Origin of the sequence: Pseudomonas sp. BJa5, assembly GCF_030272875.2 — a bacterium.
Taxonomy (GTDB): Bacteria; Pseudomonadota; Gammaproteobacteria; order Pseudomonadales; family Pseudomonadaceae; genus Aquipseudomonas.
In genome coordinates, this window is sequence record NZ_JALRNG020000003.1 from 161,534 (window position 1) to 185,985 (window position 24,452).

Here is a 24,452-nt window from a genome sequence, read left to right on the forward strand (position 1 = left end):
AGTACATCTGACCCAATGAGCTGGCCGGATTGCGACTGCTGCGCAGTCGATCGCAGGCTTCGCCAGCTCCCACAAAGACAGTTGCTCCCACAGGGTTAGCGGTCAGTCTTTGTAGGCAACAGGCACAAAAAAGCCCATCCGAAGATGGGCTTTTTCATTTAACCGCCGCTGTCTTAGCGAGCAGCACCTTCTGCCACGCCCAGGTCATCGACCGGACGGGTGTCGACCAGCGGCGAGCCGCCGGACGCCAGTTCGGCCTGCAGCTTGTCTTCGTCCAGCTCGTTGACCCACTTGGCCACGACCACGGTAGCCACGGCGTTGCCGATCAGGTTGGTCAGGGCACGGGCTTCGGACATGAAGCGGTCGATACCGAGGATCAGCGCCAGGCCGGCAACCGGCAGGTGACCCACCGCCGACAGGGTTGCAGCCAGAACGATGAAGCCACTGCCGGTCACGCCTGCAGCACCTTTGGAAGCCACCAGCAGCACCAGCAGCAAGGTGATCTGGTGGGTGATGTCCATGGTGGTGTCGGTAGCCTGGGCGATAAACACCGCAGCCATGGTCAGGTAGATCGAGGTACCGTCCAGGTTGAACGAGTAGCCGGTCGGGATCACCAGGCCAACCACGGACTTCTTCGCACCCAGGCGCTCCATCTTGGTCAGCATGCGTGGCAGGGCCGACTCGGACGACGAGGTACCCAGGACGATCATCAGCTCTTCACGGATGTAGCGGATCAGCTTGAGGACGCTGAAGCCGTGGGCGCGAGCGATACCGCCCAGGACCACGACGATGAACAGTACGCAGGTGACGTAGAAGCAGGCCATCAGGTAGCCCAGCTGCACCAGCGAACCGACGCCGTACTGGCCGATGGTGAAGGCCATGGCACCGAAGGCACCGACCGGCGCCAGCTTCATGATCATGTTGATGATGTTGAACATGACGTGGGCGAAGCGGTCGATCAGGTCCAGCAGCGGCTTGCCGTAGGCACCCAGGCGATGCAGGGCGAAACCGAAGATCACCGAGAACATCAGCACCTGGAGGATGTCGCCATTGGCGAAGGCACCGACCACGGTGTTGGGGATGATGTTGAGCAGGAAGCCGACAGTGGTCTGCTGCGCGCCGGCGGCGGCATAGGCGGCCACGCTGCTGGCGTTCAGGGTGCTGACATCGATGTGCATGCCGGCGCCAGGCTTGACCACGTTGACCACCACCAGACCGATGATCAGGGCGATGGTGGAGACGATTTCGAAATAGAGCAGCGCGTAGCCACCGGTCTTGCCGACCGATTTCATGCTCTGCATGCCAGCGATGCCGCTGACCACGGTGCAGAAGATGATGGGGGCAATGACCATCTTGATCAGTTTGACGAAGCCGTCACCCAAAGGTTTGAGGGCAACGCCGGTTTCGGGGTAGTAGTGGCCCAGCAGGATACCGATGGTGATCGCTACTAACACCTGGATATACAGCGATTTGTACAGTGGCTGACGCGTCGTCATGGCTATTTCCTCAAGTGTACCGGCCCGATCCTTCCCAGGACGCGGGGGTACCTAAAGCGCGAACCCTCCTGCACTGGAGGGATTTGTTGTGTCGAGCTGCCTGGCAGGACTCTGCAGGGTCAGTAGCAAGCCTGATGCCAAAATGCGCTCGATCGGTGCAAAGCCCGTATTCCAAGGGTTTGCGTGCACGGTGAGGAGGCGATGACAGGGTCAGGGTTGGCGGATTTCCGCCCGCCACCCTGGGCAAATGAAAGGTGATGGCGGTAATCCGCCCACGGCGGATGGCGATTCACTCCATGGAAAAGTTGATGCGAAACGCCGCTCCACCCAGGGGCGAGTCACCGAGGGTGAGGCTGGCGTCGTAGCTGTCGATGATGTCCTTGACCACCGCCAGGCCGATACCCTGCCCAGGGTGCTGCCGGTCGAGGCGTTCGCCACGCTTGAGGATGCGCTCGCGCTGGTCGGCCGGCACGCCGGGCCCGTCATCCTCGATACACAGCTCAACCTGTGTGTGGCCACCCTGCCAACTGATGCGAACCTGGCCCAGGCACAGGCGGTAGGCGTTTTCCAGCAGGTTGCCCAAGAGTTCGAGCAAGGCGCCCTGCTCCATGGGCACCATGGCCTGGTCGGGCACCTCGAGGCTGACCTTGACCTGTTTGTCGCGGTAGACCTTGGCCAAGGTGCTGCACAGGCTGTCGAGCAAGGGTCGCAGGGCCACCTGGTGGCGCACCAGGCCACTTTTGCGCAGGCTGGCGCGCTGCAACTGGTAGTCGATCTGCTGGCTCATGCGCTCGATCTGGCTTTGCAGGATGCGCGCCTGCTCACGGTCTTCGCGGCGCTGCGCCATGCTTTCACTGACCCCCTGCAACACGCTCAGCGGGGTTTTCAGGCTGTGGGCCAGGTCGCCCAGCGAATCGCGGTAGCGCTGGCGTTGCTCACGCTCGCTGCGCAACAGGCGGTTCAACGAGCCGGTCAGGCGCAGCAGTTCCCGGGGATGCTCGCTGCTGAGCCCGTCGCGGGCGCCGGACTCGACATCATCGAGCTCGTGGCTCAACTGGCGCAGCGACCGCAGTCCCCAGGTCATGCCGGCCCAGAGCAGCGCCAGCAAGGTCAACAGCGCCGCGCCGAAGCCCAGGTACAGGCGTTCACGCAGGCCATTGAGGGTCTGCTGGTACTCGCGCAGCGGTTGCAGGGCGACAATACTGAAGGCTGCGCTCTTGCCTCCGAGCAGCTTGACCTCCACGTCATAGACGAAATACTCCTCGCCATCGACCTGGCGGATCCGCGCGAACTCGTTGCCGCGCCCGTCATAGCGCGGGGTGTAGTTGATGTTTTCATCGGCGGTGGCCCGCGAGCGCCACACCAGGTTGCCCTGGCGGTCGAAGATATAGCCGAGCAGGCGGCTGTCGGGCAGGTCGAATTTTTCGTCGGGCAGCAGCTCTGGCATGTGCAACTGGTTGTTCTCGATGCGTGCTGCGGAGATCAGGGTAGTAACGTCCGAGGCCAGGCGCTTTTCGATCGCCTCCTGCAAGGCCAGGCTGAAGGCCTTTTGCAAGGCCGGCAGCAAACCGAGCATGAACAACAGCGCCAGCAGCGCGGCGGCCACCATCAGCCGCAGGCGCAGCGAGCGGATCACCGGCAACGCTCGGTAAACAGATAACCCATGCCGCGCACCGTATCGATGGGCTTGAAGCCGTTATCGCCCTCAAGCTTGCGACGCAGGCGACCGACCAGCACCTCGATCACGTTCGGATCGCGCTCGTCGTCATCCGGATAGAGCTGCTCCATCAGGCGCTCCTTGGCCACCACCTGCTGGTGATGGCGCATCAGGTACTCGAGGATGCGGTACTCGTAAGCGGTCAGGGCCAGGGGCTGCTCGTCCAGGGTCGCCTGCTTGCGATTGAGGTCCAGCAGCAAGGGGCCGGCGGCAATGGTCGACTGGGTGAAACCACTGGAACGGCGCAGCAGGGCATTGAGCCGGGCCTCCAGTTCCTCGAACTGGAAGGGCTTGACCACGTAATCGTCGGCACCGGCCGCCAGCCCTTCGACCTTGTCCTGCCAATTGCCGCGCGCCGTCAGGATCAACACCGGAAAACTCTTGCCAAGCGAGCGCAACTGGCGAATCAGGTCCAGCCCGCTCATGCCCGGCAGGCCAAGGTCGATCACCGCCAGGTCATGGTTGTACTGTTCGGCCTGGTACAAGGCTTCTTCGGCATTGGCCACCGCTTCGACCACATGCCCGCTTTCCGTCAAGCGGCTGTACAAGTGATGACGCAACAGTGCCTCATCCTCGACCACCAGCAGTTTCATACGCTCCTCCCTACGCGTGCCGACAGCTCGGCATACAAAGAATCCTGTGCAGAAGAATAACAGCGAACCGGCCATGCACCCGCAGGCCGGTTCGGGCAGGCAATGCGCCGGTCAGAAGTGGTAATTGGCCGACAGGTAGGTCTGGGCGCTGCTGTCCAGGCGCAGGGTGCCGACTTTCGGACCGCCATGCTCGGCCAGCTCGGTGCTGGCGTTGCTGCGCAGGTAACGGTAGCCCAGTTCCACCGAGGCCTTGTCGCTGACCTGTTGCAGCACACCGGCCTGCAGGCCGACGGCGTAGCCGGTATCGGTGTCGCGGCTGTAGCCGGAGGACTCCTGGCTGAGCTTGGTCAGACCGGCGCTGGCACCGCCGAACAGCTTGGTGGTGTTGCCCAGCGGGTAGAACACATCGTAGCTGCCGAGCAGGTTCTCCTGGCGCAGTTTCACACCGCTGTGGTCGTTGGAGACGTTGTCGTAGGTGAGGTAGTAGCGGCCCTGGTCATTCATCTGGCCGATACGGATGCCGTAGGTGCCGTCGTTATGGATGATGCCGTCGGTGTTCAGGTGGTCGGTGTTGCTGCTGAGCAGGCCGGACTTCTTGATCTTGTCGCTGGTCTGGCCGTAGGTGACGCCGGCGAAGGTGCTGTCGGTGGCCTGGGCGGCAGCGCTGGCGCCGAGGAAGGCCATGGCGATGAACAGGGTATTGAGGGTTTTCATGATGCTGACTCCTGGTGATGCCCTGAGTGGGTGTGGAAGCCAGACTACGCAAGCGCCCCTGAACAGCCGCTGAACCCTGCCTGAACCTTGGCTGAACAACAGGTCCACGGCACAATACCGGGCATGAACCGACTTCCTTCCTGCTGCGCCCCGCTGCTGCACGATTGGCCCCTGCCCCGCCCGGTCCCGGGTGCGGTACTGGTCAGTTGCCCCTTCGACCCTGCCCTGCTGGCCAGCGATGACTTTGCCTGCGCCGGCATCGAGCAGACGCCCAGCCTGCAACGCTCGGTGGCCAAGCGCCAGGCCGAGTACCTGGCCGGCCGGGTGTGCGCCCGGGCCGCCCTGCAGCGCCTGGATGGCCGCGAGTACGTCCCCGGCACCCACGAGGACCGCTCGCCGATCTGGCCAACGGGCATCAGCGGCTCGATCACCCACGGCAAGGGCTGGGCCGCTGCCGTGGTGGCGCACAGCAGTGATTGCCAGGGGCTGGGGCTGGATCAGGAAAGCCTGCTCAGTGACGAGCGCGCCGCACGCCTGTCCCGGGAAATCCTCACCGAGGCGGAGTTGCAACGAATGGACGCCGGGCAAACCGGCCTGACCGTCACCCTGACCTTTTCTCTCAAGGAAAGCCTGTTCAAGGCCCTCTACCCCATCGTCCAGCAGCGCTTTTATTTCGAGCACGCCGAAGTGCTGGAATGGAGCGCCGACGGCCGGGCACGCCTGCGCCTGCTCACCGACCTGTCGGCGCAATGGCATAAGGGACGGGAGCTTGAAGGGCAGTTCTGCCTGCAGGATGACCAGTTGCTGAGCCTGGTCAGCGTCTGAGCCTCAGGCCAGCAGCGGGCAGTGTTCGCAGTGTCCGACCCAGTCCACCTTGTAGCTCAGGCAGCAGGTGCGCCGCCGACGCCGGCCGGCGGCATTCCGGCTGACGGCGGCATACAGCGGGCTGTCTGGTGCTTGCAACAAACGCTGCAAGCCCCGGTGGTCCGCCACGCCGCGCTGCTGCAAAGCCTGATCCAGGCAATCCCCGGCATTGCCCCACAGCACAGTGGCAGCCACCTCGCCCAGCGTCGCCAGGCGCTGTACCAGCGAGTTGAGGTGATGTTCCAGCAGTTGCTCAAGGTCGCCACAAGTCCGAGCATTCCCCGCCAGCTCGACCGGTAGGCCGCGAGCATCCAGGGTAATGCGGGTATCAGCGAACACCGGCAGCTGCACGCCGCTCGCAGCCATCTGCCAGACCAGGGCGAAGTAGTACTTGGACCATTGCGACACCAACACCGGGCGCTGAGCTGGCATCAGTTCGGGACCATACAGTTCAAGCAGCAAGGCATCGAAGCGAGCCGGACTGAGCACCTGCTCAAGCCTCTGCGACGCGCTCACGGTGCATCCTGGGTACGCGGCCAGCTCAGGCTGAATCGGGCCCCGCCCAGTTGTTCGCTGTGCCCGACCGAGGCGCGGCCGTTATGCCAGTAGATGATCCGCCGCACGATCGACAAGCCCAGGCCATGACCGCCGGAGGCGCGGGTGCGGCTGTCGTCGAGCCGGGTGAACGGGGTAAAGATGCGATCCCAGACGCTTTCCGGCACACCCGGGCCGTCGTCTTCGACATCGATCCGGCAACGCTGTGTGCCCAACTGATAGCTGAGGCTGACCCGGGATTCGGCATGACGCATGGCGTTGCTCACCAGGTTCTGCAGGGCCCGGTGCAGGTAGCGTGGCTCGGCCTCGACCCAGGCACCCTGCCCGTCCGGCCCCTCCTCGCCGACCTGGCACGGGCCGCGAAACACCCTGACATCGCCACGCAGCGGTGCCAGCTCGGCAATCACCTGGTCGAGCAAGGCATCCAGGTCGACCCGCTGGAAATGCAGGGCCGGCGCGCCCTGTTCGAGGCGTGCGTAGGTGAGCATTTCGTCGACCAGCTTGTCCAGGTCCTGGATATCGCCATCCATGCCGCTGAGGTACTTCTCGCGGGCCTGCTCGTCACGGGCACTGGCAATCATTTCCAGGCCAAAGCGCAACCGCGCCACCGGTGTGCGCAGTTCATGGGAGACGGCCCGTACCAGCTCGCGCTGGATGGTCAACGAGCGCTGCAGGTGCTCGGCCATGCCGTTGAAGGCGGCGGCCAGGCGCCCCACCGAGTCGGCATCGTCGGCGGCCACCCGGGTATCCAGGCTGCCCTGGGCAATGCGCGTGGCGGCGGTTTCAAGGGCGGACAGGCGCCGTTCGAGCTGACGCACCAGCAAATAGACGATCAGACCGATCAGGCACAGGCCCAGGGCCGCAATCAGCACCAGCATCTGTGGTGGGTAAGGGTTCAACTGGTACAGCGGGCCGATTTCCAGGGCCCAGGGGGTGCCGACCATGCCGGCATAGACCCGGATCGAATCGCCGTCCTTGCCCAGCGCCAGCACCGTGTCGCCTTCATCGACGCGGCGGCGCTGGTCTTCGTCCATGTCGGTCTGTTCCACCCGACGCAGGTTCAGCTCGAAACCGAAGCCCTTGTCGCGCTTGAGTTCGGCCAGGCGCCGGGGCTGCTCGCCGATCGGGTAGCGCACCAGTTCGTCGATCAACAGGTAAATGGTGGCGCGGGCCAGCTGCTCGCTGATCTGCTGCACCTCACCGATCAGCAACAGGTCCTGGGTACCGACCTGGCGCATGACCTTGGCCGCATGGGGGCCGGTCTTCTCAACCAGCACCTGGCCACGCTGCAACTGGCTGCGCTGCCCACTATCGAGCCGCGCCGCCGCCATGGACTGCAGCTGCAGCGGAATACCCAGCAATCGTTCCCAGATCATCAGGTTGCGCTTGCGCTCGACCTCCCCCAGCGGCACCAGGTTGTCGGCCATCAAGGTAAAGGTGCCGTGGGCCAGGCGCTCGCGATGCTGGGCGGCGCGCACCTCGTTGAGCAGGTGCAGGCTGAGCACGCCGAGCACGGCCACCAGCACCAGGGCGGCAAGCATGCCGCCATAGATGCGCAGGAAAATTGAATTCATCGCACCTGGCCCATGGCCTCGGCCGCCTCGCGCACGAACAGGTAGCCCTTGCTGCGGATGGTCTTGATCATCCGTGGGTGTTCGGGGTCATCGCCGATCTTCGGGCGGATCCTGGAGATGCGCACATCGATGGAGCGGTCCTGGCCGTCGTAGCCAACCCCGCGCAGCGAGGTGAAGATCTCTTCGCGCGACAGGGTGCGCCCGGCGTTGCTGACCAGCAGCCAGAGCAGGTCGAACTCGGCGCTGGTCAGTTCGATGCCGTTGTCGTGCAACCAGGCTTCGCGCAGGGTGTTGTCGACCCGCAAGGGCCCGAACTGCAGGCATTGTGGCGGCTCGCTCTCGGCAGGAGACTCGCTGCGCCGCAGCAAGGCATTGATCCGCGCCAGCAGTACACGCGGGCGCACCGGTTTGCAGACATAGTCGTCGGCGCCCAGGTCCAGGCCCTGGACCTGGTCCAGGTCGTCGCTGCGCGCGGTGAGCATGAGGATCGGCCCGGCAAACTGCTGGCGCACCTTGCGGCAGATGCTCAGGCCGTCTTCGCCTGGCAGCATCAGGTCGAGCACCACCAGGTCCGGCTGTTCGGCAATGATCCGCGCCGCCGCCCGGGCACCGTCGCCTTCGACCGCGACATCGAAGCCGTTGGCCTGCAGGTATTCACGGGTCAGTTCGGCCAATCGCTGGTCATCCTCGACGATCAACACCTGACTACGCTGCTGCTCCACGGTACACCTCGACGACTTTTTTATAGGTAGGCCCCTGGTGGCTTCACCAAAAGGCAACATCGGCACCGGATACTACGTCGGGCACCGACGCCTGCCAACCGCTGCCGCCCGCCTCCTCCGGGCCCAGGCTCGATAGCTCGGAGAACCGGCGTTTTTGTGCTAGGGTGCGCCCCCGAAAAATTCCACCTGAATGCGAAAAAAAGGGTTACGGTCGGTCAGTTGGCGCTAAGTCGCGGCTTACAAGGCGTTGGCCAAAATCACTCACAAAATACGCACAAGTTATCCACAGCGGGCGATCTTGCAATGCCCCCAGGACCGCATTATCTTGTATCCCTATCGAAACAAAACACTACATCTTGGGGTTTGAAGAAAATCCCAAGCACAAGTCAGGCAAAGAACTCAAGCCCTTGTAGCGTGCTTTTTTTGCTTGAACTTTAGAAGCATTCAGCAGCCAAACCGCTCCTGCGGAGGCGATCGAAACAATCCCCTGGAGGGCGTTGTTTCGGGTACGGGTGTTGCAAGTCACAGGCACGCCCGACAGCAACAGTTTTGAGTCGTGGATTCAAGACCTTTGACTTCGGCCAGGGAGCGGCAAACGATTGCCCCTTTTTCCTGATCTGTCCCGAAGTGAGTATGCCCGACCTGTGCGGCATGCCGGAGCCCTGTGGTTCCCGTGTGCCGCCAGGGTCGGTTGTTGAGCTTTCGGACGGAACGGCTGGCGCCTAAAAAGCGCCTAAACAAACTTAGAGAACGTGGAGACACCCATGCAAACCGACACAACTCGCGAGAACCCGCAGGCCAAGGCGCCGCAGGCCGCCGATTCGAACCTGGATCTGGCTGCCACCGCCCCAGGCCAACTGCGTGTGATCAAGCGCAATGGCACTGTCGTCGCCTACACCGACGACAAGATCACCGTGGCCATCACCAAGGCGTTCCTCGCAGTTGAAGGCGGCACCGCTGCCGCCTCGTCGCGCATCCACGACACCGTTGCCCGCCTGACCGAACAGGTCACCGCCACCTTCAAGCGTCGCATGCCATCGGGCGGCACCATCCATATCGAAGAGATCCAGGACCAGGTCGAACTGGCCCTGATGCGCGCCGGCGAGCAGAAAGTCGCCCGTGACTACGTGATCTACCGCGACCAGCGCGCCAAGGAACGTGCCACCCGCGGCAGCAGCGACGCCGCCGTGCAGCCGCACCCGACCATCCGTATCAGCCTGGCCGACGGCAGCCTCGCGCCGCTGGACATGAACCGCCTGAACACCATCATCAGCGAAGCCTGCGAAGGCCTGGCCGAAGTCGATGGCGACCTGATCCAGCGCGAAACCCTGAAGAACCTCTACGACGGCGTGGCCATCAAGGACGTCAACACTGCCCTGGTGATGACCGCCCGTACCCTGGTCGAGCGCGAGCCGAACTACTCGTTCGTCACCGCCCGCCTGCTGATGGACACCCTGCGCGCCGAAGGCCTGGGCTTCCTGGGCGTGGCCGACAGCGCCACCCACCACGAGATGGCCGACCTGTACGCCAAGGCCCTGCCGGCCTATGTCGCCAAGGGCATCGAGTTCGAACTGCTCAACCCTGCCCTGGCCGACTTCGACCTGGAAAAACTGGGCAAGGCGATCGACCACGAGCGTGACCAGCAGTTCACCTACCTGGGCCTGCAGACCCTATACGACCGCTACTTCATCCACAAGGATGGCGTGCGCTTCGAGCTGCCACAGGTATTCTTCATGCGCGTGGCCATGGGCCTGGCACTGGAAGAGAAAGACAAGGAAGCCCGTGCGATCGAGTTCTACAACCTGTTGTCGTCCTTCGACTACATGGCCTCGACCCCGACCCTGTTCAACGCCGGTACCCTGCGTCCACAGCTGTCGAGCTGCTACCTGACCACCGTGCCGGACGACCTGTCGGGCATCTACCACGCGATCCACGACAACGCCATGCTGTCGAAATTCGCCGGTGGCCTGGGCAACGACTGGACTCCTGTGCGTGCACTGGGCTCCTACATCAAGGGCACCAACGGTAAATCCCAGGGCGTCGTACCTTTCCTGAAAGTGGTCAACGACACCGCCGTCGCCGTCAACCAGGGTGGCAAGCGCAAGGGCGCTGTCTGTGCCTACCTGGAAACCTGGCACCTGGACATCGAAGAATTCATCGAGCTGCGCAAGAACACCGGTGATGACCGTCGTCGTACCCACGACATGAACACCGCCAACTGGATCCCTGACCTGTTCATGAAGCGCGTCTTCGATGACGGCAAGTGGACCCTGTTCTCGCCATCGGAAGTGCCGGACCTGCACGACCTGACCGGCAAGGCCTTCGAAGAGCGCTACGAGTACTACGAAGCCCTGACCGAGTACAACAAGATCAAGGTGTTCAAGACCATCCAGGCCAAGGACCTGTGGCGCAAGATGCTCTCGATGCTGTTCGAGACCGGTCACCCATGGCTGACCTTCAAGGATCCGTGCAACCTGCGCAGCCCGCAGCAGCACGTGGGCGTGGTCCACAGCTCGAACCTGTGCACCGAGATCACCCTGAACACCAACAAGGACGAGATCGCGGTCTGCAACCTGGGCTCGATCAACCTGCCGAACCACATCGTCGATGGCAAGCTGGACACCGCCAAGCTGCAACGCACCGTGAACACCGCCGTGCGCATGCTCGACAACGTGATCGACATCAACTACTACTCGGTGCCGCAAGCGCGTAACTCGAACTTCAAGCACCGTCCGGTGGGCCTGGGTATCATGGGCTTCCAGGATGCGCTGTACCTGCAGCACATTCCTTACGGCTCCGACGCTGCCGTCGAGTTCGCCGACAAGTCGATGGAAGCGGTCAGCTACTTCGCCATCCAGGCTTCCTGTGACCTGGCCGACGAGCGTGGCGCCTACGAGACCTTCCAGGGTTCGCTGTGGTCCAAGGGCATCCTGCCGCTGGATTCGCAACAGATCCTGATCGAGGCCCGTGGCCAGAAGTACATCGACGTCGACCTGACCGAGTCCCTGGACTGGGCGCCGGTCCGTGCCCGCGTGCAGAAAGGTATTCGTAACTCGAACATCATGGCCATCGCGCCGACCGCGACCATCGCCAACATCACCGGCGTCTCGCAGTCCATCGAGCCGACCTACCAGAACCTGTACGTGAAATCGAACCTGTCGGGCGAATTCACCGTGATCAACCCGTACCTGGTCCGCGACCTCAAGGCCCGTGGCCTGTGGGACCCGGTCATGATCAACGACCTGAAGTACTACGACGGTTCGGTGCAGCAGATCGAGCGCATCCCGCAAGAGCTCAAAGACCTCTACGCGACCGCGTTCGAAGTGGAAACCAAGTGGATCGTCGACGCCGCCAGCCGCCGTCAGAAGTGGATCGACCAGGCCCAGTCGCTGAACCTGTACATCGCCGGCGCGTCGGGCAAGAAACTGGACGTCACCTACCGCATGGCCTGGTACCGTGGTCTGAAGACCACCTACTACCTCCGTGCCCTGGCCGCGACCAGCACCGAGAAGTCGACCATCAACACCGGCAAGCTCAACGCCGTGTCCAGCGGTGGTGACAGCGCACCGGTCCAGGCCGCAGGCCCGGCTCCGGTACCGAAGGCATGCGCCATCGACGAGCCGGATTGCGAAGCCTGCCAGTAAGTCGCTAAAAGGCGCCGCCCCCGCGGCGCCTCACGCTCCCTGTAGGAGCGGGCTTGCCCCGCGATAGCGTCGCCAGCCCCTCCTCCACAGCGCCAGACAAAAAGCGCCGCGAGGAACCACCTCCGGATGCGCTCCAAGATTTGCGTGCACTGCTGTACCCGACGCGAGCACCGCAACCAAGATCCACCGGCCATACTGATACATGGCCCTCAAGCAGGAGACCCACCATGCTGAGCTGGGACGAATTCGACAAGGACGACGGCGAAGAAGCCGCCAAAGCCACCACCGCTACCCAAGCTGCCGCCGCAGGCATCGACAAGCTCGACAACGCCGGTGGCGTAGCCGCCCTGGAAGCCCGTGCCGTGACCGCTGCCGACTCCGACGCAGTGAAGCGCGCCAAGGCGGCCCTGGACGACCTCGACATCGCCGAAGGCCTGGCGGAACTGGAAGGTTCCTCCGCCCGCGTCGCGGTCGATGAAAAGCGCATGATCAACTGCCGCGCCGACCTCAACCAGCTGGTGCCTTTCAAGTACGACTGGGCCTGGCAGAAGTACCTGGACGGCTGCGCCAACCACTGGATGCCGCAAGAGGTCAACATGACCGCGGACATCGCCCTGTGGAAGAGCCCGGAAGGCCTGACCGACGACGAGCGTCGCATCGTCATGCGCAACCTGGGCTTCTTCTCCACCGCCGACTCCCTGGTTGCCAACAACCTGGCCCTGGCCGTGTACCGCCTGATCACCAACCCCGAGTGCCGCCAGTACATCCTGCGCCAGGCGTTCGAAGAGGCGATCCACACCCACGCCTACCAGTACTGCATCGAATCGCTGGGCATGGATGAAGGCGAGATCTTCAACATGTACCACGAGATCCCGTCGGTGGCGAAGAAAGCCGCCTGGGGCCTGCGCTACACCCGCGCGATCTCCGACCCGGAGTTCAACACCGGCACCGTCGAGACCGACAAGGAACTGCTGCGCAACCTGATCGCCTACTACTGCGTTCTGGAAGGCATCTTCTTCTACTGCGGCTTCACCCAGATCCTGTCCATGGGTCGCCGCAACAAGATGACCGGCGTTGCCGAGCAGTTCCAGTACATCCTGCGTGACGAGTCCATGCACCTGAACTTCGGTATCGACGTGATCAACCAGATCAAGATCGAAAACCCGCACCTGTGGGATGCCGAAATGAAGGAAGAGGCCACCCAGATGATCCTGCAAGGGACTCAGCTGGAGATCGAATACGCGCGCGACACCATGCCACGCGGCGTACTGGGCATGAACGCAGCGATGATGGAGGACTACCTCAAGTTCATCGCCAACCGTCGCCTGTCGCAGATCGGCCTGAAGGAAGAGTACCCGGGGACTACCAACCCGTTCCCATGGATGAGCGAGATCATGGACTTGAAGAAAGAGAAGAACTTCTTCGAGACCCGTGTTATCGAGTATCAGACTGGCGGGGCGTTGAGCTGGGATTGATTCCTCGCTCGAGTTCTGGAAAAGGCTGCCGAAAGGCGGCCTTTTTTTATGGGGCTTAGGCGGGCAGCTCAAGCACACATTTGGCCACACAGTAACCCAGCTTTCGCTCACCAAATCTGCCAACTGGCAGTACACTTATTGCCATCTGTCCAGAGTGGAGCGTCGATCATGTCTGCTACCGCGGAAAACACGGAAGCCAGGAAACCGCCCAAAAAGCCTGGAAAAGCAAAACCTGCCGATGCCGGATCAGTGATCCGGACGGGCACTGGCGCAGCAGCCCTTCAACTGAACGAAGCCCCCGCACAAAAAGGCTACGGCACTGCCCGTGTGTCAGCATCGACCGGCACCGGCCTGCCGATCATCGACCTGCTGCTGCCCGACACCGACACCGACGACCGCATGGAAGTATTCAAGGCCACCCAGAGCGGGTTCCCGCTCAGCTCCGTCGTCCAGTTGGTCGAATCCGTTGAAACCTTCAAGCGGCACAACGTGCTGGCGAAGATCGTCGGCCTGTCGGAGCGCACCCTCGCCCGCCGGATGAAGAACAAGGATGAAGCCCTGAGCCCTGAGCAAAGTGCCAGGGCGCTGTATTACGCCGAGGTGCTGGAGAAAGCGCAGGAGGTGTTCGGCACCCGGGCGCTTGCCGAAGAGTGGATGACCCGGCCGGCCCTCGGGCTGGATGGCGAGGCGCCCATCGACCTGCTGTCCAACCCGGTCGGCTACGAGCTGGTCAGCGACTTCCTGAATCGGCTGGACTACGGGGTCTACTGATGGTGACGGACCCTTTGGCCCATGAGCTTCATTTCTGGCGTCTGGATCATGCCAGGCACGCCGCTTCGTGGAATAGCGGCATTGGCGCCGAGACCTGTGGCGGGCGCTGGAATCCCAAGGGCTTCCAGGTGGTCTATGCCAGCCTTGATTCGGCCACGGCGATTCTTGAAGTGGCCGTGCATAAGGGCTTCCAGGCACTCGATTGCGTTGCCCACACGCTGACGGCGGCACGGGTGCTGGATACCGCCAAGGTGCACAAGGTCGAACGCAAGGATGTACCCAACCTGAACTGGCTGAGGCCGGGCACGCCCAGTCGCAGCCAGCAGGCCTTTGGTGCCCGTCTGCTGGAACAGCACCCTTTCGTGCTGATCCCTTCCTGTGTGTCACCCCATAGCTGGAATCTGTTGATGAACCCGAAGCTGGCTTCGGGTCTCTATGATTTGGTGCTGCAGGAGCCGTTCGCACTGGATGGGCGGCTGAATCCCCCGCTGCAATAAGGCGTCATGTCGATACCTGCCCCTGCTGGGCAGCGGACTTGAAGAGATGCCGACTTGACCCACAAATGATAATTATTACTATGTGAGTTGATATAAACAAACGACGCTGCATGAAACGCCTCCCCCGCTCACGGTGCGTGCCGGAGCGGGAAGACTGGCGTGCCCTGGCCGTTCAAGGAGGCAATTGATGCGAATGAAAGCCCTGCTGGCCTGTGCCGGCATGCTCCTGGGCCAGGTGGCCAACGCCGCCGAGGTCCTGCCCCAGCGCTGGGTCAGTGCCGGCGGCTCGCTCAGTGAATGGGTGGTTGCCCTGGGTGGTGAAAGCAAGCTGGTGGGTGTCGACAGCACCAGCCAGTACCCGCGTTCGCTGCAAAAATTGCCCGGCATCGGTTATCAGCGTCAGCTGGCCGCCGAAGGCATTCTGGCCCTGAAACCGGACCTCCTGGTCGGCAGCAACGAAATGGGACCACCGCCGGTGCTGGAGCAACTCAAGGCTGCCGGCGTACGGGTGCAGGTGCTGCCGGCCAAGGCCGATATGCCGACGCTACAGCACAACCTGACGGAACTTGGCGAATTGCTCGGCAAGCAGGCTGAAGCCAAGGCCTTGATCGTCGGCTACGAGCAGCGCCTGCAAGACCAGGCCAGGCGGGTCAAGCAAGCACAACAGCAACAGCCGGCGCCGCGAGTAATGATGTTGCTCAGCCATTCCGGCGGCAACCTGCAGGTGGCTGGCAAGGACACTCTGGCCGCCTGGATGATCCAACAAGCTGGCGGCCAGAGCCTGGGTGGGCACAATGGCTACAAGCCGGTCTCCAATGAGTCGCTGTTGGCCCTGAATCCACAGGTGATCATTTTCGCCAGTAGCCGCCTGCAAGGTGATGCCGCACGGGCGACGCTGCTGGAGCAGAACCCGGTCATTGCCCAGACCCCGGCCGGTCGCGACGGTCGCGTAGTGGTCATCGACCCGACCCTGCTGGTAGGCGGCCTGGGGCCACGCCTGCCTGATGCGCTGGCCGCGCTCACCACGGCCTTCTACCCGGACAGCAAGGCGTTGAGCGCCGGGGCCGGGCAATGACGACGATTGTCCAGCCGCGTCCGATGCTGTTCACCCTGACACTGTTGCTGCTGGTGGTGATCTGGCTGTCCCTGGCCCTGGGGCCGGTCAGCCTGCCCCTGAGTGAAACCCTGCTGGCCGGGCTGCGCATGCTCGGCCTGTCGGTGGACGGTGATGCCACGCAACAGGCGGAACTGATCCTGAGCCAGATTCGCCTGCCACGAACCTTGCTCGGCATCGCCGTAGGCGCCGTCCTGGCCTTGTCCGGCGTGGCCATGCAGGGGTTGTTCCGCAACCCGCTAGCTGATCCCGGCCTGGTCGGTGTGTCGGGCGGTGCGGCGCTGGGTGCCGCCATCGCCATCGTCGGCGGCAGCATGCTGGGCGGTTTACCCCCAGCCATCGAGCCCTATGTGCTGTCGCTGTGCGCCTTCGTTGGCGGCCTGCTGGTCACCGCCGTGGTCTATCGCTTCGGTCGCAGCAACGGGCAGACCAATGTCGCCACCATGCTCCTGGCCGGGGTGGCGTTGACGGCCATGTCCGGTGCCGGCGTCGGCCTGTTCACCTACCTGGCCGATGATGCAACCTTGCGCAGCCTTACCTTCTGGAACCTGGGCAGCCTCAATGGCGCCAGTTACCAGCGCCTGTGGCCGTTGTTGATCGTAGTGGTCGGGGTCGCCCTGTGGTTGCCGCGCCGTGCCTCGGCGCTCAACGCGATGCTGCTGGGGGAGTCGGAGGCCCGGCACCTGGGGTTCGATGTCGAGCGGATCAAGCTGGAGCTGGTGCTGTGCACGGCCCTGGGAGTCGGTGCGGCCGTCGCGGCTGCCGGTCTGATCGGCTTCATCGGCCTGGTGGTGCCGCACCTGATGCGCTTGCTGGTCGGCCCGGATCACCGGGTGTTGCTGCCGGCTTCGCTGCTGGCGGGCGCGGGCCTGTTGCTGTTGGCCGACCTGATCGCCCGCCTGCTGCTGGCCCCGGCCGAACTGCCGATCGGGATTGTCACGGCACTGATCGGCGCGCCCTTCTTCCTCTTCTTGCTGGTGCGGGGACGCTCCTGATGCTACGGGCAAACAATCTGTGGGTACGGCGCGGTCACCGCACCGTGCTGGCAAACATCGACCTCCAACTGAACCCCGGGGAAGTGCTCGGCGTGCTGGGACCCAACGGCGCCGGCAAGAGCACCCTGCTCGCGACCTTGTGCGCCGAGTTGCCGAGCTGCGAAGGTAGCGTCAGCCTGGATGATCGCCCACTCGCCGACTGGCCAGGCCAGGAGCGGGCCAGGCGCCTGGCAGTGTTGCCGCAAAGCTCCAGCCTGAACTTCGGGTTTTCGGTCAATGAGGTGGTCGGCATGGGCCGCCTGCCCCATGCCACCGGCCGCGTGCGCGACGCCGAGATCGTCGGCGAGGCCCTCAGCGCCGCCGATGCCCTGCACCTGGCCGGACGCAGCTACCTGGCCCTGTCCGGCGGTGAGCGGCAACGCGTGCACCTGGCGCGGGTGCTGGCCCAGCTCTGGCCCGGTGCCGAGGGGCAGGTCCTGCTGCTCGACGAACCGACCTCGATGCTCGACCCCTTGCACCAGCACACCATCCTGCAAGCGGTGCGCGATTTCGCCGAACGCGGCGCGGCGGTGCTGGTGATCCTGCATGACCTCAACCTGGCCGCACGTTACTGCGACCGGTTGCTGTTGCTGCAAGAAGGCCTTCCCCACGCCTTCGGCCCACCGGCCGAAGTGCTCACCGCCGAAGCCCTGGCTGCGGTCTACGGGTTGCAAGTGCTTATCCAGCAGCACCCGGAGCGCGGCCATCCCTTGATTATTGCGCGCTGATACCTGCCTTTCGTTCTCCCCTCCCCGAGGGGCAACTGATGACCAAGGACAACCGATGCGTCTTCTGCTGCTTTGTCTGCTCAGCCTGCTGGCGGCCTGCCAGGCCCCTTCGGTGCAACCGCCACCGGCAGCGATTGCTCCGCAAGGTCGCGACCATGTCGATCTTGGGGTCATCCGCGAACTCGCCACCGGGCGTACCCTCACCCCGCAGCAACTGGTAGAACGCCTGGCCGCCGCGCCGCGGGTACTGGTGGGCGAGCAGCACGACAACCCGGACCACCATGCCGTGCAACTGTGGCTGATGCGCCAACTGGCAGCGCAACGTCCGCAAGGTAGCCTGCTGATGGAAATGCTCAACCCGGACCAACAATCCGGGGTCGATGCCGCGCAGGCGGCCTCCCGCGCAGGCCAGACTCCGGACGACCTGTTCAAGGCCCTCGCCTGGCAGGCCAACTGGGACTGGAGCCTGTATGGCGCCCTGGTCAGCTATGCGGTGCGCCAACCCTATCCGTTGCTGGCCGCCAACCTGGACCGCGCGCAGATCATGCAGATCTACAAGCAGCGCCCAGTGCTCGAAGGCAAGGCGTCCACCACCGGCCAGGTGCAAAGCACACTGCTGGATGATATTCGCCAGTCCCATTGCGGTTTGTTGCCCGAAACACAGATGCCGGCGATGCTGGCGGTACAGCAGCAACGGGATCGACGCATGGCCGAACGTCTGCTTTCCGCGCCGACGCCAGCGTTACTGCTGGCCGGAGCGTTCCATGTGCGCAAGGACCTGGGCGTTCCCCTGCACCTGGCCGACCTGGGTGCGCCGCAAGGCAGCCTGGTACTGATCCTGGCCGAAGTGGGGAAAACCGTGTCCCGGGAAAGTGCTGATTTTGTCTGGTACACCGCCGCCCAACCCGAGCAGGACCACTGCGCGACACTGCGCCGCTGAACACATGTATTGGCACGGGTAACACAGCCACCGCCAACCTATGCGAAAATACCCGCGCTTTGTTCATATGTGTGGAGATGTACAGTTTTGGTAATGCACTACTCAACGAGCAGCGACGCGGTCGCTTGCGGTCGCACGGGCAACAACCTCAGCAGCACGTCCCAGGCCGACCAGGTCGATTGCAAGTCGTGCCAGCGCTCGCTGGTCAAGGCCGAAGCCGCCCCCGTCAAGAAAGCCACCCCGTCGCTGGCAGAGCTGCGCAAACAGCGCCAGGCCAGCCAGGCAAAAGCCGCTGCGTTCTGCTTCAAGGCTAACTGGCGCATGCGCCTGAGCGCTCAGCCAGAGCGCTGCCGCCTGCCACGTGGCATAGCGCCTCAGGCGTTCGTTTAAGAGCCGGCGCGGGAGCCTGGGCAAGGCTCCCGCGGGGTTCATCCCTGTGCATTCTGAGCAGCCAAGCGCTGCCCCAAGATTCCTTCCATGCCACAGCCGAGCAGCACCCACAGCAGCAGCCTGCATTTGCGTGGACACAGAAACCCCGCCATCAATGCGCCCTTGCGCTGCAAATCCATCTCGCCCCCGTTGAAACCATAGGAACACGTTGCTGTAGATCCGGCCCCGGTGCGAGAGGCAACGATGACCGGCATCCAACTGGCGATCTGGCCGACACAACGCGCCCATTCCCGGGAAACGTGCCCGGCACCAAATCCTGCAATCACCAGGCCCTCATACCCCAGGCCGGTCACTTCATCCAGTAACTGAATATCCGCTGCCAGGCTGGCCTCGAGCAGGGCCACACGATGATCAAGCCGTTGTGGTACCGGTAGTGGGCTGCGTGACTTTGGCAACTTCAGATAGCGCACATGCCCTTCTACCAGAAGGCCCTCAGGGCCGAAATACGAGGACGTGAAAGCATCCATTGCCAGGCTGTCGACCTTGCGCACATGTTCGGCGGCATGCACCTGATCATTGATCACCACCAACACGCCCCGCCCCCGACTTTCAGCAGCCAGTGCCACCTGGATTGCGGCCTGCAGATTGGCCGGTCCATCCGCACCGGGTTGACCGGGTGAGCGCATGGCCCCAGTGAGCACCAGCGGCACCTCGTACGGCCAGAGCAGGTCGAGAAAGTAGGCCACCTCTTCCAGTGTGTCGGTACCCTGGCTCAATACGACACCTTGAGCACCCTGTTCAACCTGGAGCCTGGCCCACTGCAGCACTTCGATCAGCTGGATGAAGGTCAATGACGCACTTGGCAGCATTTGCAAGGTTTCAGCAGTAACCTGGGCCAGCTCCCCAAGTGCCAATCCCTCCAAAAGTGCGTCACCCTTCATACTGGGCATCACCCCCTGCCCCGATGCCTTGGCTTGCATGCTGACGGTGCCACCCAATGCACCGAACGCGATACGGGGACGCTTCAACGCATCGTTCATGGCATCACCCCTGTAACCAGGCGAACAAAAGGGAGGATGGCCAGGGTGCAAATCGCCATAGACAGCACGTTTGCGATGTAGCCGTGCACATAATCGGGAAGACGACGGCTGATAGCGTGGGCCAGGGGCGGCGCCGTCAATGCACCCAGCGCAGCGCTGAGCACGATGACCTGCCAACTGCCGCCCAGAGTCAGGACAGCAGCGGGCACAACGGAAACGATTGGAATGTAGGTGGGGTACCAGCCCAGTCGCCGCCATTGAGGGCGCCACAACAACACGCCGATGAACGAAGCCAATGCCTGCCCTGCGATGATCTCCAGGACCAGCTGCGATCCGTAGGCGGGACCACCCGGTGAAATGAAATACGCCAGCATTACGCCCAGCAACAGGCCAAGACTCGCCAGTTCGTTGCCAAAAAATGGCGCTTCTGTGAAATCCGCCAATACCCGACGAAGTATCCAAACCACACCATAATCGGGCTTGGCTGATGGCACCGCAACCGACGGCCGTGCATCGACCTGAGGGGTTGAACGTACAAGCCATGGCATCCGGCGACATAGAAGGAAGGCCAGAAAACTGGCGATTGCCATGCCACCGACGTTGCCAATCACCACCGGCAACTGCAGCGGATAACACAGGAAGTTAACCAGAAGCAGGCTTGCCGGGGTCACCAGCAAAGCGCCCAGCAGCGCACCGTTCAGAGCGACTTTCCAGCCGGCGCCGAACAACAGCACCATCGCCGCTGGCAGCGAGACGAATGCTACGAAGGTGGGTTGCCAGGTACCACTGCTCAAGGTCCAGCCCCACAGAACATGACTCAGCGCCAATCCAAGCAATGAACTGCTGACCAGCCAAGGCCACAAGCCCGTTCCATAGCAGATGGCGAATCCCTGCCAGCGCTTGCCGTGGCGGTTGGCCCAGTGAGCCAGTGCCGCACCCGCCAGCAAGCCAAGCGCTGGCAGCTCATGCTTGTAAAACGCGACTTCACTGATATCACCCACAATCCAGCGCAGGCGAGCCAGCGGCTCATCGAGATTGCCGACCATGTGCGAGTAGTCGGGCCACAGTTCCAACCAGCTGCCGGCACGACCGCTGATGATTTCAATACCCACAGCGATAAGTGCGGATAACACCAGGCACATCAGCAGCAAGGGAACAAAGTAGCTTCGAGATAACGTGATCGATTTGTCCATCCCGGCTTCCTCAACGTGGCATCGCTGGATGCAGGTGATAGCCGAGTGCCGTGCCATAGAGATCGGTGCGTCGGTCTCGAACCAGGTCATTGAGGTTGTTCCAGATCGGCGCACTACGGGCACTGCACAGATCAAGATCGGCGTAGAGGATGCACTCGCATTCGGCACTTGCCACTTCGCCAATTGGCCAGCCGTGGACGCCGGCGATCAGCGAACATCCAAGGAACCGCCCACCGCGCTCATTACCTATTCGGTTGGCGGCCGCAATATGAACGTTGTTGACATGGGCAGCGGTCATCGTCAGGTAGGACGCCATGCATTTACCGCTGCCATCGAACAACGGCGGTGGCGTCCAGACCCAGTTGTTCAGGCTGCAAATGATATCGGCGCCTTGCAGGGCCAGCAGTCGCGGCACTTCAGGAAACCAGATGTCCCAGCAGATCAGCAGGCCAATGCGACCGATAGGCGTCTCGAACACCGGAAACCCCAGATCACCCGGGGTGAACCAGAGTTTCTCCTGATTCCACAGGTGGGCCTTGCGGTAGTGGCCGAGCAAACCCTGGGGACCAAGCAGCACGGCACTGTCGTACAGTTTCAATCCGTCGCGCTCGGCAAAGCCTGCCACCAGGTAAACCTGGTGATCGCGGGCGAAGGCTGCCCAGGCGTTCACACTTGGACCATCCTCCAGCGTTTCGGCATGGGCATAGGCTTCTGCGCGTGTGCTAAAGGTGTAACCGGTGTTGGCCAGTTCTGGCAGGACGATCAAGTTGGCCCCTTCACCGACCGCTTGTTCGGCGAGGAGCAGGCTTTGGCACAAATTACTATCGCGATGCTCGACCCCGACGTGCGGGGCAAACTGTATGACGGCAACGCGGGTTGGGCTAACGGGGACGGTGCTAGCAGACATGGGCGGCGGCCTTCTTATCGTTATGGGAAAGACGCCAGTTAAGCGGACACGCTAATGGATGGAACAGTCGGGCAGATCTGAAGCTGGTACAGGAGGGGTCTTAGGCTTGGGAAAGGGCAGTCTTACAGACCGCCCTGTTCATAGCGACTTCAAATGTTTACTTGGTAATGCGGGTAGTCATCCATGGAGAAGCCTCCGTTGAATACCGCACCTGTCTTCCTACAAATGTTGATCACTGCATCAACGGCGGTTCTGAAACAAGGCTCTGTCCAACCTGCATCAACGGAAAATGACTCGCCTACCAGATATAGGCCGGAGAGATCACTTAGATCACGGTTGTACTTCATCAAGCCGACAGCATCGTAGTAGGTCCCCGCGCGGTAAAGCTTGGCACATCCCAAAGAATTCCTGTCTGTTACCCAGCGCTGAACCCTGGCGTTATAGGTATCTATGTAAGGAGAAATTGGCTGCTGTACGTTAGTGCATCGCAGTAGGATCCGATCTAACTCCTGAATGCACCTTGTGACGAGATCGCTGTCATCGAAGGAGGCAAGCTTGGTTGCGTCATCCTCCCAAGTGTAACTCAGCAAGATGCAGTCATAGGCATAGTTATCGTTATAGCCATAGGCATACACATCATGAACAAAAGTATCAGTAACAAGAATTTGCGGTATATGGAAATTTTTACGTAGAAAGTTTTTCTTCAACGGTGCATAGACCTTGCAGCTGGTTTCCCAGTGCGCCGTCTTGTATGCATTGATGATGCTGTTAGGCAACATTGCTGGGGTGAAATTTTCCACGCGGATATTGGTTTCGATTAACCATGAGGGTAGCGTGACGATCACAGAGTCAAAATCTTCACTCATTGTGGTCGTTGAGCCTGAACGGCTGACATTCCACCGATACTGGACACGAACCTTCCCATTGGGCTGCTTGCTAAGTCCGCAAACAGAAGAGTCGGTAAGCAGTCCGTCCGACCGTGCCAGACAATGGTTATAGAGCGACGTACCTACGCCCTCGATCTCCATGAAAAGCAGACACTCATCCAAGGCGGCCAAGCCTAAGTAGGTTGGTACAGCAAACCTTAAACCTTTGCTGTCATACACAGCGTCGGCCTTCAGGTAAGGGGCCTGCAGTGGTTTTCCATGCTGATCGACTCGCCCATGAACAAGCTGTAAGTGACTACTGAATCCAAAGATTGCGGTGCGTAACGGATACAGACAGCAAACATCATAGAAGGCGCCCCAACTGCCATCACCGATACCGATGGCATAGAAGATGGCTGATTCTTCTGGGCTCATTCCTAACCCACCGAAATCACCAGGTCTGCTTTCATTCCAGTCATCGATTGCAGGGAGATTTACCAGGTCACGAAACGATAGTGCTTGATAGCGCGCCACAATGGCGGCCCATTGGGCCTCCCAGATCTCAGAGCCATAAACCTGAGCGACCCGCTCGGTGAGCCGAGCTGCAAATCGATGCCACTTGTCATACACCTGCTGCAACGCCGCAGTCGGTGGAGGTGTCGTACCATCAGGGTTGTTCCATACCAGCAATATAGGCTCGCCCTTCCCTTCCAAATCCCCGTCCTGCAAATAAATCCCGGTTGAGTCCACCCAAGGTGTTCCAGGATTGGGGAAGTCGGAGACTCGCAACTCAAACAGATTGGCGTAATAGGCCATCAGAGAGCGACCATCCTTGGGTGCCTCACCCGTTCGATTGAAGAACGGCATACGCATCGCCCCCATTTCGAATGGTGTCGACGGTGCACTGTGAGGATTGTTCACTACAGTGAAATGCCGACCACCAATGCGTTGAGATTGTTCTATGAGGGTGATTTGAGTGAACCCACACCGCAGCAGCTCGCGAGCTGCCGTCAGACCGGTGACGCCAGCGCCAACAATGCAGATCCGGTGATCGCTACGGGTGGCTTGCGCGATACCTCCCGATTGTTCAAGCAATTTTCGGTAGTCAAAGCACAAATCTGGAGGATTAGGGAAGCGGGCAGCCCAGCTACCTGGCTGTACTGACAGGCTGGCCGAAACATTGGCGGGATGATTGTAAGTGGAGCCTATAGTCATGCTTCGAAATCTCGGGAAGGGTATGGAGATTCGAGCTTGAAAGGGATTGCCAAAGGAATGGCATTACATAGTTAGCTACATCAGGCAATTTGAATCTGGATCGTTCCGTAGCCGCTACCGAGGCACGAGGCTGCGATCGGTCGCACAGCGACCGTAACCCTGGCGCCGCGATGGGGTGGCTGTAGGAGCGGCGGTGCGGCGATCCGACTTGCCCCGCGATCGCGGTCTGCAGGATACATCGGATCGCGGGGCAAGCCCGCTCCCACAGGGGGGGCCCATTGACTGCAGGAATGGGCAGCCAGAAAGACAAAACCCCTACCTGCGTACGCAGATAGGGGTTTCGGAATTTAATCTTGACGATGACCTACTCTCACATGGGGAAACCCCACACTACCATCGGCGA

General features: G+C 61.9%; 21 protein-coding genes. 10 read left to right on the top strand and 11 right to left on the bottom strand.

Translation table 11 applies throughout. The features are described 5' to 3' along the window. Positions 1-173: 173 nt before the first annotated feature. The 4 genes from M2D63_RS03000 to M2D63_RS03015 all read right to left on the bottom strand — a co-directional run bounded on the left by M2D63_RS03000 (position 174) and on the right by M2D63_RS03015 (position 4,520). Positions 174-1,496, bottom strand: a complete 1,323-nt coding sequence (locus M2D63_RS03000; RefSeq protein WP_285861298.1) for a dicarboxylate/amino acid:cation symporter — start codon at positions 1,494-1,496, stop codon at positions 174-176. A gap of 289 nt (positions 1,497-1,785) precedes the next feature. Beyond that, complete coding sequence (locus tag M2D63_RS03005; RefSeq protein WP_285861299.1) at positions 1,786-3,132, bottom strand: ATP-binding protein; 1,347 nt, start codon at positions 3,130-3,132, stop codon at positions 1,786-1,788. Next, positions 3,129-3,806 (bottom strand): response regulator, encoded by a 678-nt coding sequence (locus M2D63_RS03010; protein WP_285861300.1) that lies wholly within the window; start codon positions 3,804-3,806, stop codon positions 3,129-3,131. The genes M2D63_RS03005 and M2D63_RS03010 overlap by 4 nt, the downstream gene beginning before the upstream one ends. A gap of 111 nt (positions 3,807-3,917) precedes the next feature. Next, positions 3,918-4,520, bottom strand: coding sequence for an outer membrane beta-barrel protein (locus tag M2D63_RS03015; protein ID WP_285861301.1), 603 nt, complete (start codon positions 4,518-4,520; stop codon positions 3,918-3,920). Between the two features lie 123 nt (positions 4,521-4,643). Between M2D63_RS03015 and M2D63_RS03020 the strand changes: the two genes are divergently transcribed. After that, entirely contained in the window at positions 4,644-5,345 is a 702-nt protein-coding gene (locus M2D63_RS03020) for a 4'-phosphopantetheinyl transferase (RefSeq protein ID WP_285861302.1), read from the top strand. Between the two features lie 3 nt (positions 5,346-5,348). Here M2D63_RS03020 and fhuF read toward each other — a convergent pair whose 3' ends face one another. Genes fhuF through M2D63_RS03035 form a run of 3 tightly spaced genes read right to left on the bottom strand, consistent with a single transcriptional unit; the run spans position 5,349 to position 8,235 of the window. Then, positions 5,349-5,900 carry a siderophore-iron reductase FhuF gene (fhuF, locus tag M2D63_RS03025; RefSeq protein WP_285861303.1) on the bottom strand — a complete coding sequence of 184 codons (552 nt, stop codon included), beginning with the start codon at positions 5,898-5,900 and terminating at the stop codon, positions 5,349-5,351. Then, the gene (locus tag M2D63_RS03030) at positions 5,897-7,513 is read right to left on the bottom strand and encodes an ATP-binding protein (RefSeq protein ID WP_285861304.1); all 1,617 of its coding nucleotides are present in this window, start codon (positions 7,511-7,513) and stop codon (positions 5,897-5,899) included. Before M2D63_RS03030 ends, fhuF begins: the two co-directional genes overlap by 4 nt. Continuing rightward, positions 7,510-8,235 carry a response regulator transcription factor gene (locus M2D63_RS03035; protein WP_285861305.1) on the bottom strand — a complete coding sequence of 242 codons (726 nt, stop codon included), beginning with the start codon at positions 8,233-8,235 and terminating at the stop codon, positions 7,510-7,512. The genes M2D63_RS03030 and M2D63_RS03035 overlap by 4 nt, the downstream gene beginning before the upstream one ends. A gap of 764 nt (positions 8,236-8,999) precedes the next feature. On the opposite strand from M2D63_RS03035, the gene M2D63_RS03040 reads away from it, so the two are divergent. The 9 genes from M2D63_RS03040 (at position 9,000) to M2D63_RS03080 (ending at position 18,828) form a co-directional block, all read left to right on the top strand. Beyond that, a complete protein-coding gene (locus M2D63_RS03040) occupies positions 9,000-11,879 on the top strand; it encodes a ribonucleoside-diphosphate reductase subunit alpha (RefSeq protein WP_285861306.1) in 2,880 nt (959 codons plus the stop codon). A 227-nt stretch (positions 11,880-12,106) separates the two neighbouring features. Beyond that, the gene (locus M2D63_RS03045; RefSeq protein WP_285861307.1) at positions 12,107-13,354 is read left to right on the top strand and encodes a ribonucleotide-diphosphate reductase subunit beta; all 1,248 of its coding nucleotides are present in this window, start codon (positions 12,107-12,109) and stop codon (positions 13,352-13,354) included. A gap of 327 nt (positions 13,355-13,681) precedes the next feature. Continuing rightward, positions 13,682-14,125, top strand: a complete 444-nt coding sequence (locus M2D63_RS03050; protein ID WP_285861308.1) for an antitoxin Xre/MbcA/ParS toxin-binding domain-containing protein — start codon at positions 13,682-13,684, stop codon at positions 14,123-14,125. After that, complete coding sequence (locus M2D63_RS03055; protein WP_285861309.1) at positions 14,125-14,622, top strand: RES family NAD+ phosphorylase; 498 nt, start codon at positions 14,125-14,127, stop codon at positions 14,620-14,622. Before M2D63_RS03050 ends, M2D63_RS03055 begins: the two co-directional genes overlap by 1 nt. Positions 14,623-14,809: 187 nt before the next feature. Continuing rightward, positions 14,810-15,697 carry a hemin ABC transporter substrate-binding protein gene (locus M2D63_RS03060; protein WP_285861310.1) on the top strand — a complete coding sequence of 296 codons (888 nt, stop codon included), beginning with the start codon at positions 14,810-14,812 and terminating at the stop codon, positions 15,695-15,697. A gap of 50 nt (positions 15,698-15,747) precedes the next feature. Beyond that, positions 15,748-16,731, top strand: a complete 984-nt coding sequence (locus M2D63_RS03065; protein WP_285861324.1) for an iron ABC transporter permease — start codon at positions 15,748-15,750, stop codon at positions 16,729-16,731. Then, positions 16,731-17,498 carry a heme ABC transporter ATP-binding protein gene (locus M2D63_RS03070; protein WP_285861311.1) on the top strand — a complete coding sequence of 256 codons (768 nt, stop codon included), beginning with the start codon at positions 16,731-16,733 and terminating at the stop codon, positions 17,496-17,498. The genes M2D63_RS03065 and M2D63_RS03070 overlap by 1 nt, the downstream gene beginning before the upstream one ends. A 55-nt stretch (positions 17,499-17,553) precedes the next feature. After that, complete coding sequence (locus M2D63_RS03075; RefSeq protein WP_285861312.1) at positions 17,554-18,438, top strand: ChaN family lipoprotein; 885 nt, start codon at positions 17,554-17,556, stop codon at positions 18,436-18,438. Between the two features lie 93 nt (positions 18,439-18,531). Continuing rightward, entirely contained in the window at positions 18,532-18,828 is a 297-nt protein-coding gene (locus M2D63_RS03080) for a hypothetical protein (RefSeq protein WP_285861313.1), read from the top strand. Positions 18,829-18,866: 38 nt separating this feature from the next. Here M2D63_RS03080 and M2D63_RS03085 read toward each other — a convergent pair whose 3' ends face one another. The 4 genes from M2D63_RS03085 to M2D63_RS03100 all read right to left on the bottom strand — a co-directional run bounded on the left by M2D63_RS03085 (position 18,867) and on the right by M2D63_RS03100 (position 24,049). After that, complete coding sequence (locus tag M2D63_RS03085; protein ID WP_285861314.1) at positions 18,867-19,868, bottom strand: asparaginase; 1,002 nt, start codon at positions 19,866-19,868, stop codon at positions 18,867-18,869. Continuing rightward, positions 19,865-21,061, bottom strand: a complete 1,197-nt coding sequence (locus M2D63_RS03090; protein ID WP_285861315.1) for a hypothetical protein — start codon at positions 21,059-21,061, stop codon at positions 19,865-19,867. Before M2D63_RS03090 ends, M2D63_RS03085 begins: the two co-directional genes overlap by 4 nt. Before the next feature lie 10 nt (positions 21,062-21,071). Continuing rightward, positions 21,072-21,968: a nitrilase family protein gene (locus M2D63_RS03095; RefSeq protein ID WP_285861316.1), complete on the bottom strand. Its 897-nt coding sequence runs from the start codon at positions 21,966-21,968 to the stop codon at positions 21,072-21,074. Between the two features lie 149 nt (positions 21,969-22,117). Continuing rightward, positions 22,118-24,049 (bottom strand): NAD(P)/FAD-dependent oxidoreductase, encoded by a 1,932-nt coding sequence (locus M2D63_RS03100; protein ID WP_285861317.1) that lies wholly within the window; start codon positions 24,047-24,049, stop codon positions 22,118-22,120. Positions 24,050-24,452 lie beyond the last annotated feature (403 nt).

What these genes read in the sequence shown, in the direction of transcription:
- M2D63_RS03045 (WP_285861307.1), top strand. Translation starts at nt 12,107, where the DNA reads ATGCTGAGCTGGGACGAATTCGACAAGGACGACGGCGAAGAAGCCGCC.
- M2D63_RS03030 (WP_285861304.1), bottom strand. Translation starts at nt 7,513, where the DNA reads ATGAATTCAATTTTCCTGCGCATCTATGGCGGCATGCTTGCCGCCCTG.
- M2D63_RS03000 (WP_285861298.1), bottom strand. Translation starts at nt 1,496, where the DNA reads ATGACGACGCGTCAGCCACTGTACAAATCGCTGTATATCCAGGTGTTA.
- M2D63_RS03075 (WP_285861312.1), top strand. Translation starts at nt 17,554, where the DNA reads ATGCGTCTTCTGCTGCTTTGTCTGCTCAGCCTGCTGGCGGCCTGCCAG.
- M2D63_RS03080 (WP_285861313.1), top strand. Translation starts at nt 18,532, where the DNA reads ATGCACTACTCAACGAGCAGCGACGCGGTCGCTTGCGGTCGCACGGGC.
- M2D63_RS03015 (WP_285861301.1), bottom strand. Translation starts at nt 4,520, where the DNA reads ATGAAAACCCTCAATACCCTGTTCATCGCCATGGCCTTCCTCGGCGCC.
- M2D63_RS03055 (WP_285861309.1), top strand. Translation starts at nt 14,125, where the DNA reads ATGGTGACGGACCCTTTGGCCCATGAGCTTCATTTCTGGCGTCTGGAT.
- M2D63_RS03085 (WP_285861314.1), bottom strand. Translation starts at nt 19,868, where the DNA reads ATGAACGATGCGTTGAAGCGTCCCCGTATCGCGTTCGGTGCATTGGGT.
- M2D63_RS03060 (WP_285861310.1), top strand. Translation starts at nt 14,810, where the DNA reads ATGCGAATGAAAGCCCTGCTGGCCTGTGCCGGCATGCTCCTGGGCCAG.
- M2D63_RS03010 (WP_285861300.1), bottom strand. Translation starts at nt 3,806, where the DNA reads ATGAAACTGCTGGTGGTCGAGGATGAGGCACTGTTGCGTCATCACTTG.
- M2D63_RS03040 (WP_285861306.1), top strand. Translation starts at nt 9,000, where the DNA reads ATGCAAACCGACACAACTCGCGAGAACCCGCAGGCCAAGGCGCCGCAG.
- M2D63_RS03020 (WP_285861302.1), top strand. Translation starts at nt 4,644, where the DNA reads ATGAACCGACTTCCTTCCTGCTGCGCCCCGCTGCTGCACGATTGGCCC.
- M2D63_RS03070 (WP_285861311.1), top strand. Translation starts at nt 16,731, where the DNA reads ATGCTACGGGCAAACAATCTGTGGGTACGGCGCGGTCACCGCACCGTG.
- M2D63_RS03100 (WP_285861317.1), bottom strand. Translation starts at nt 24,049, where the DNA reads ATGACTATAGGCTCCACTTACAATCATCCCGCCAATGTTTCGGCCAGC.
- M2D63_RS03095 (WP_285861316.1), bottom strand. Translation starts at nt 21,968, where the DNA reads ATGTCTGCTAGCACCGTCCCCGTTAGCCCAACCCGCGTTGCCGTCATA.
- M2D63_RS03090 (WP_285861315.1), bottom strand. Translation starts at nt 21,061, where the DNA reads ATGGACAAATCGATCACGTTATCTCGAAGCTACTTTGTTCCCTTGCTG.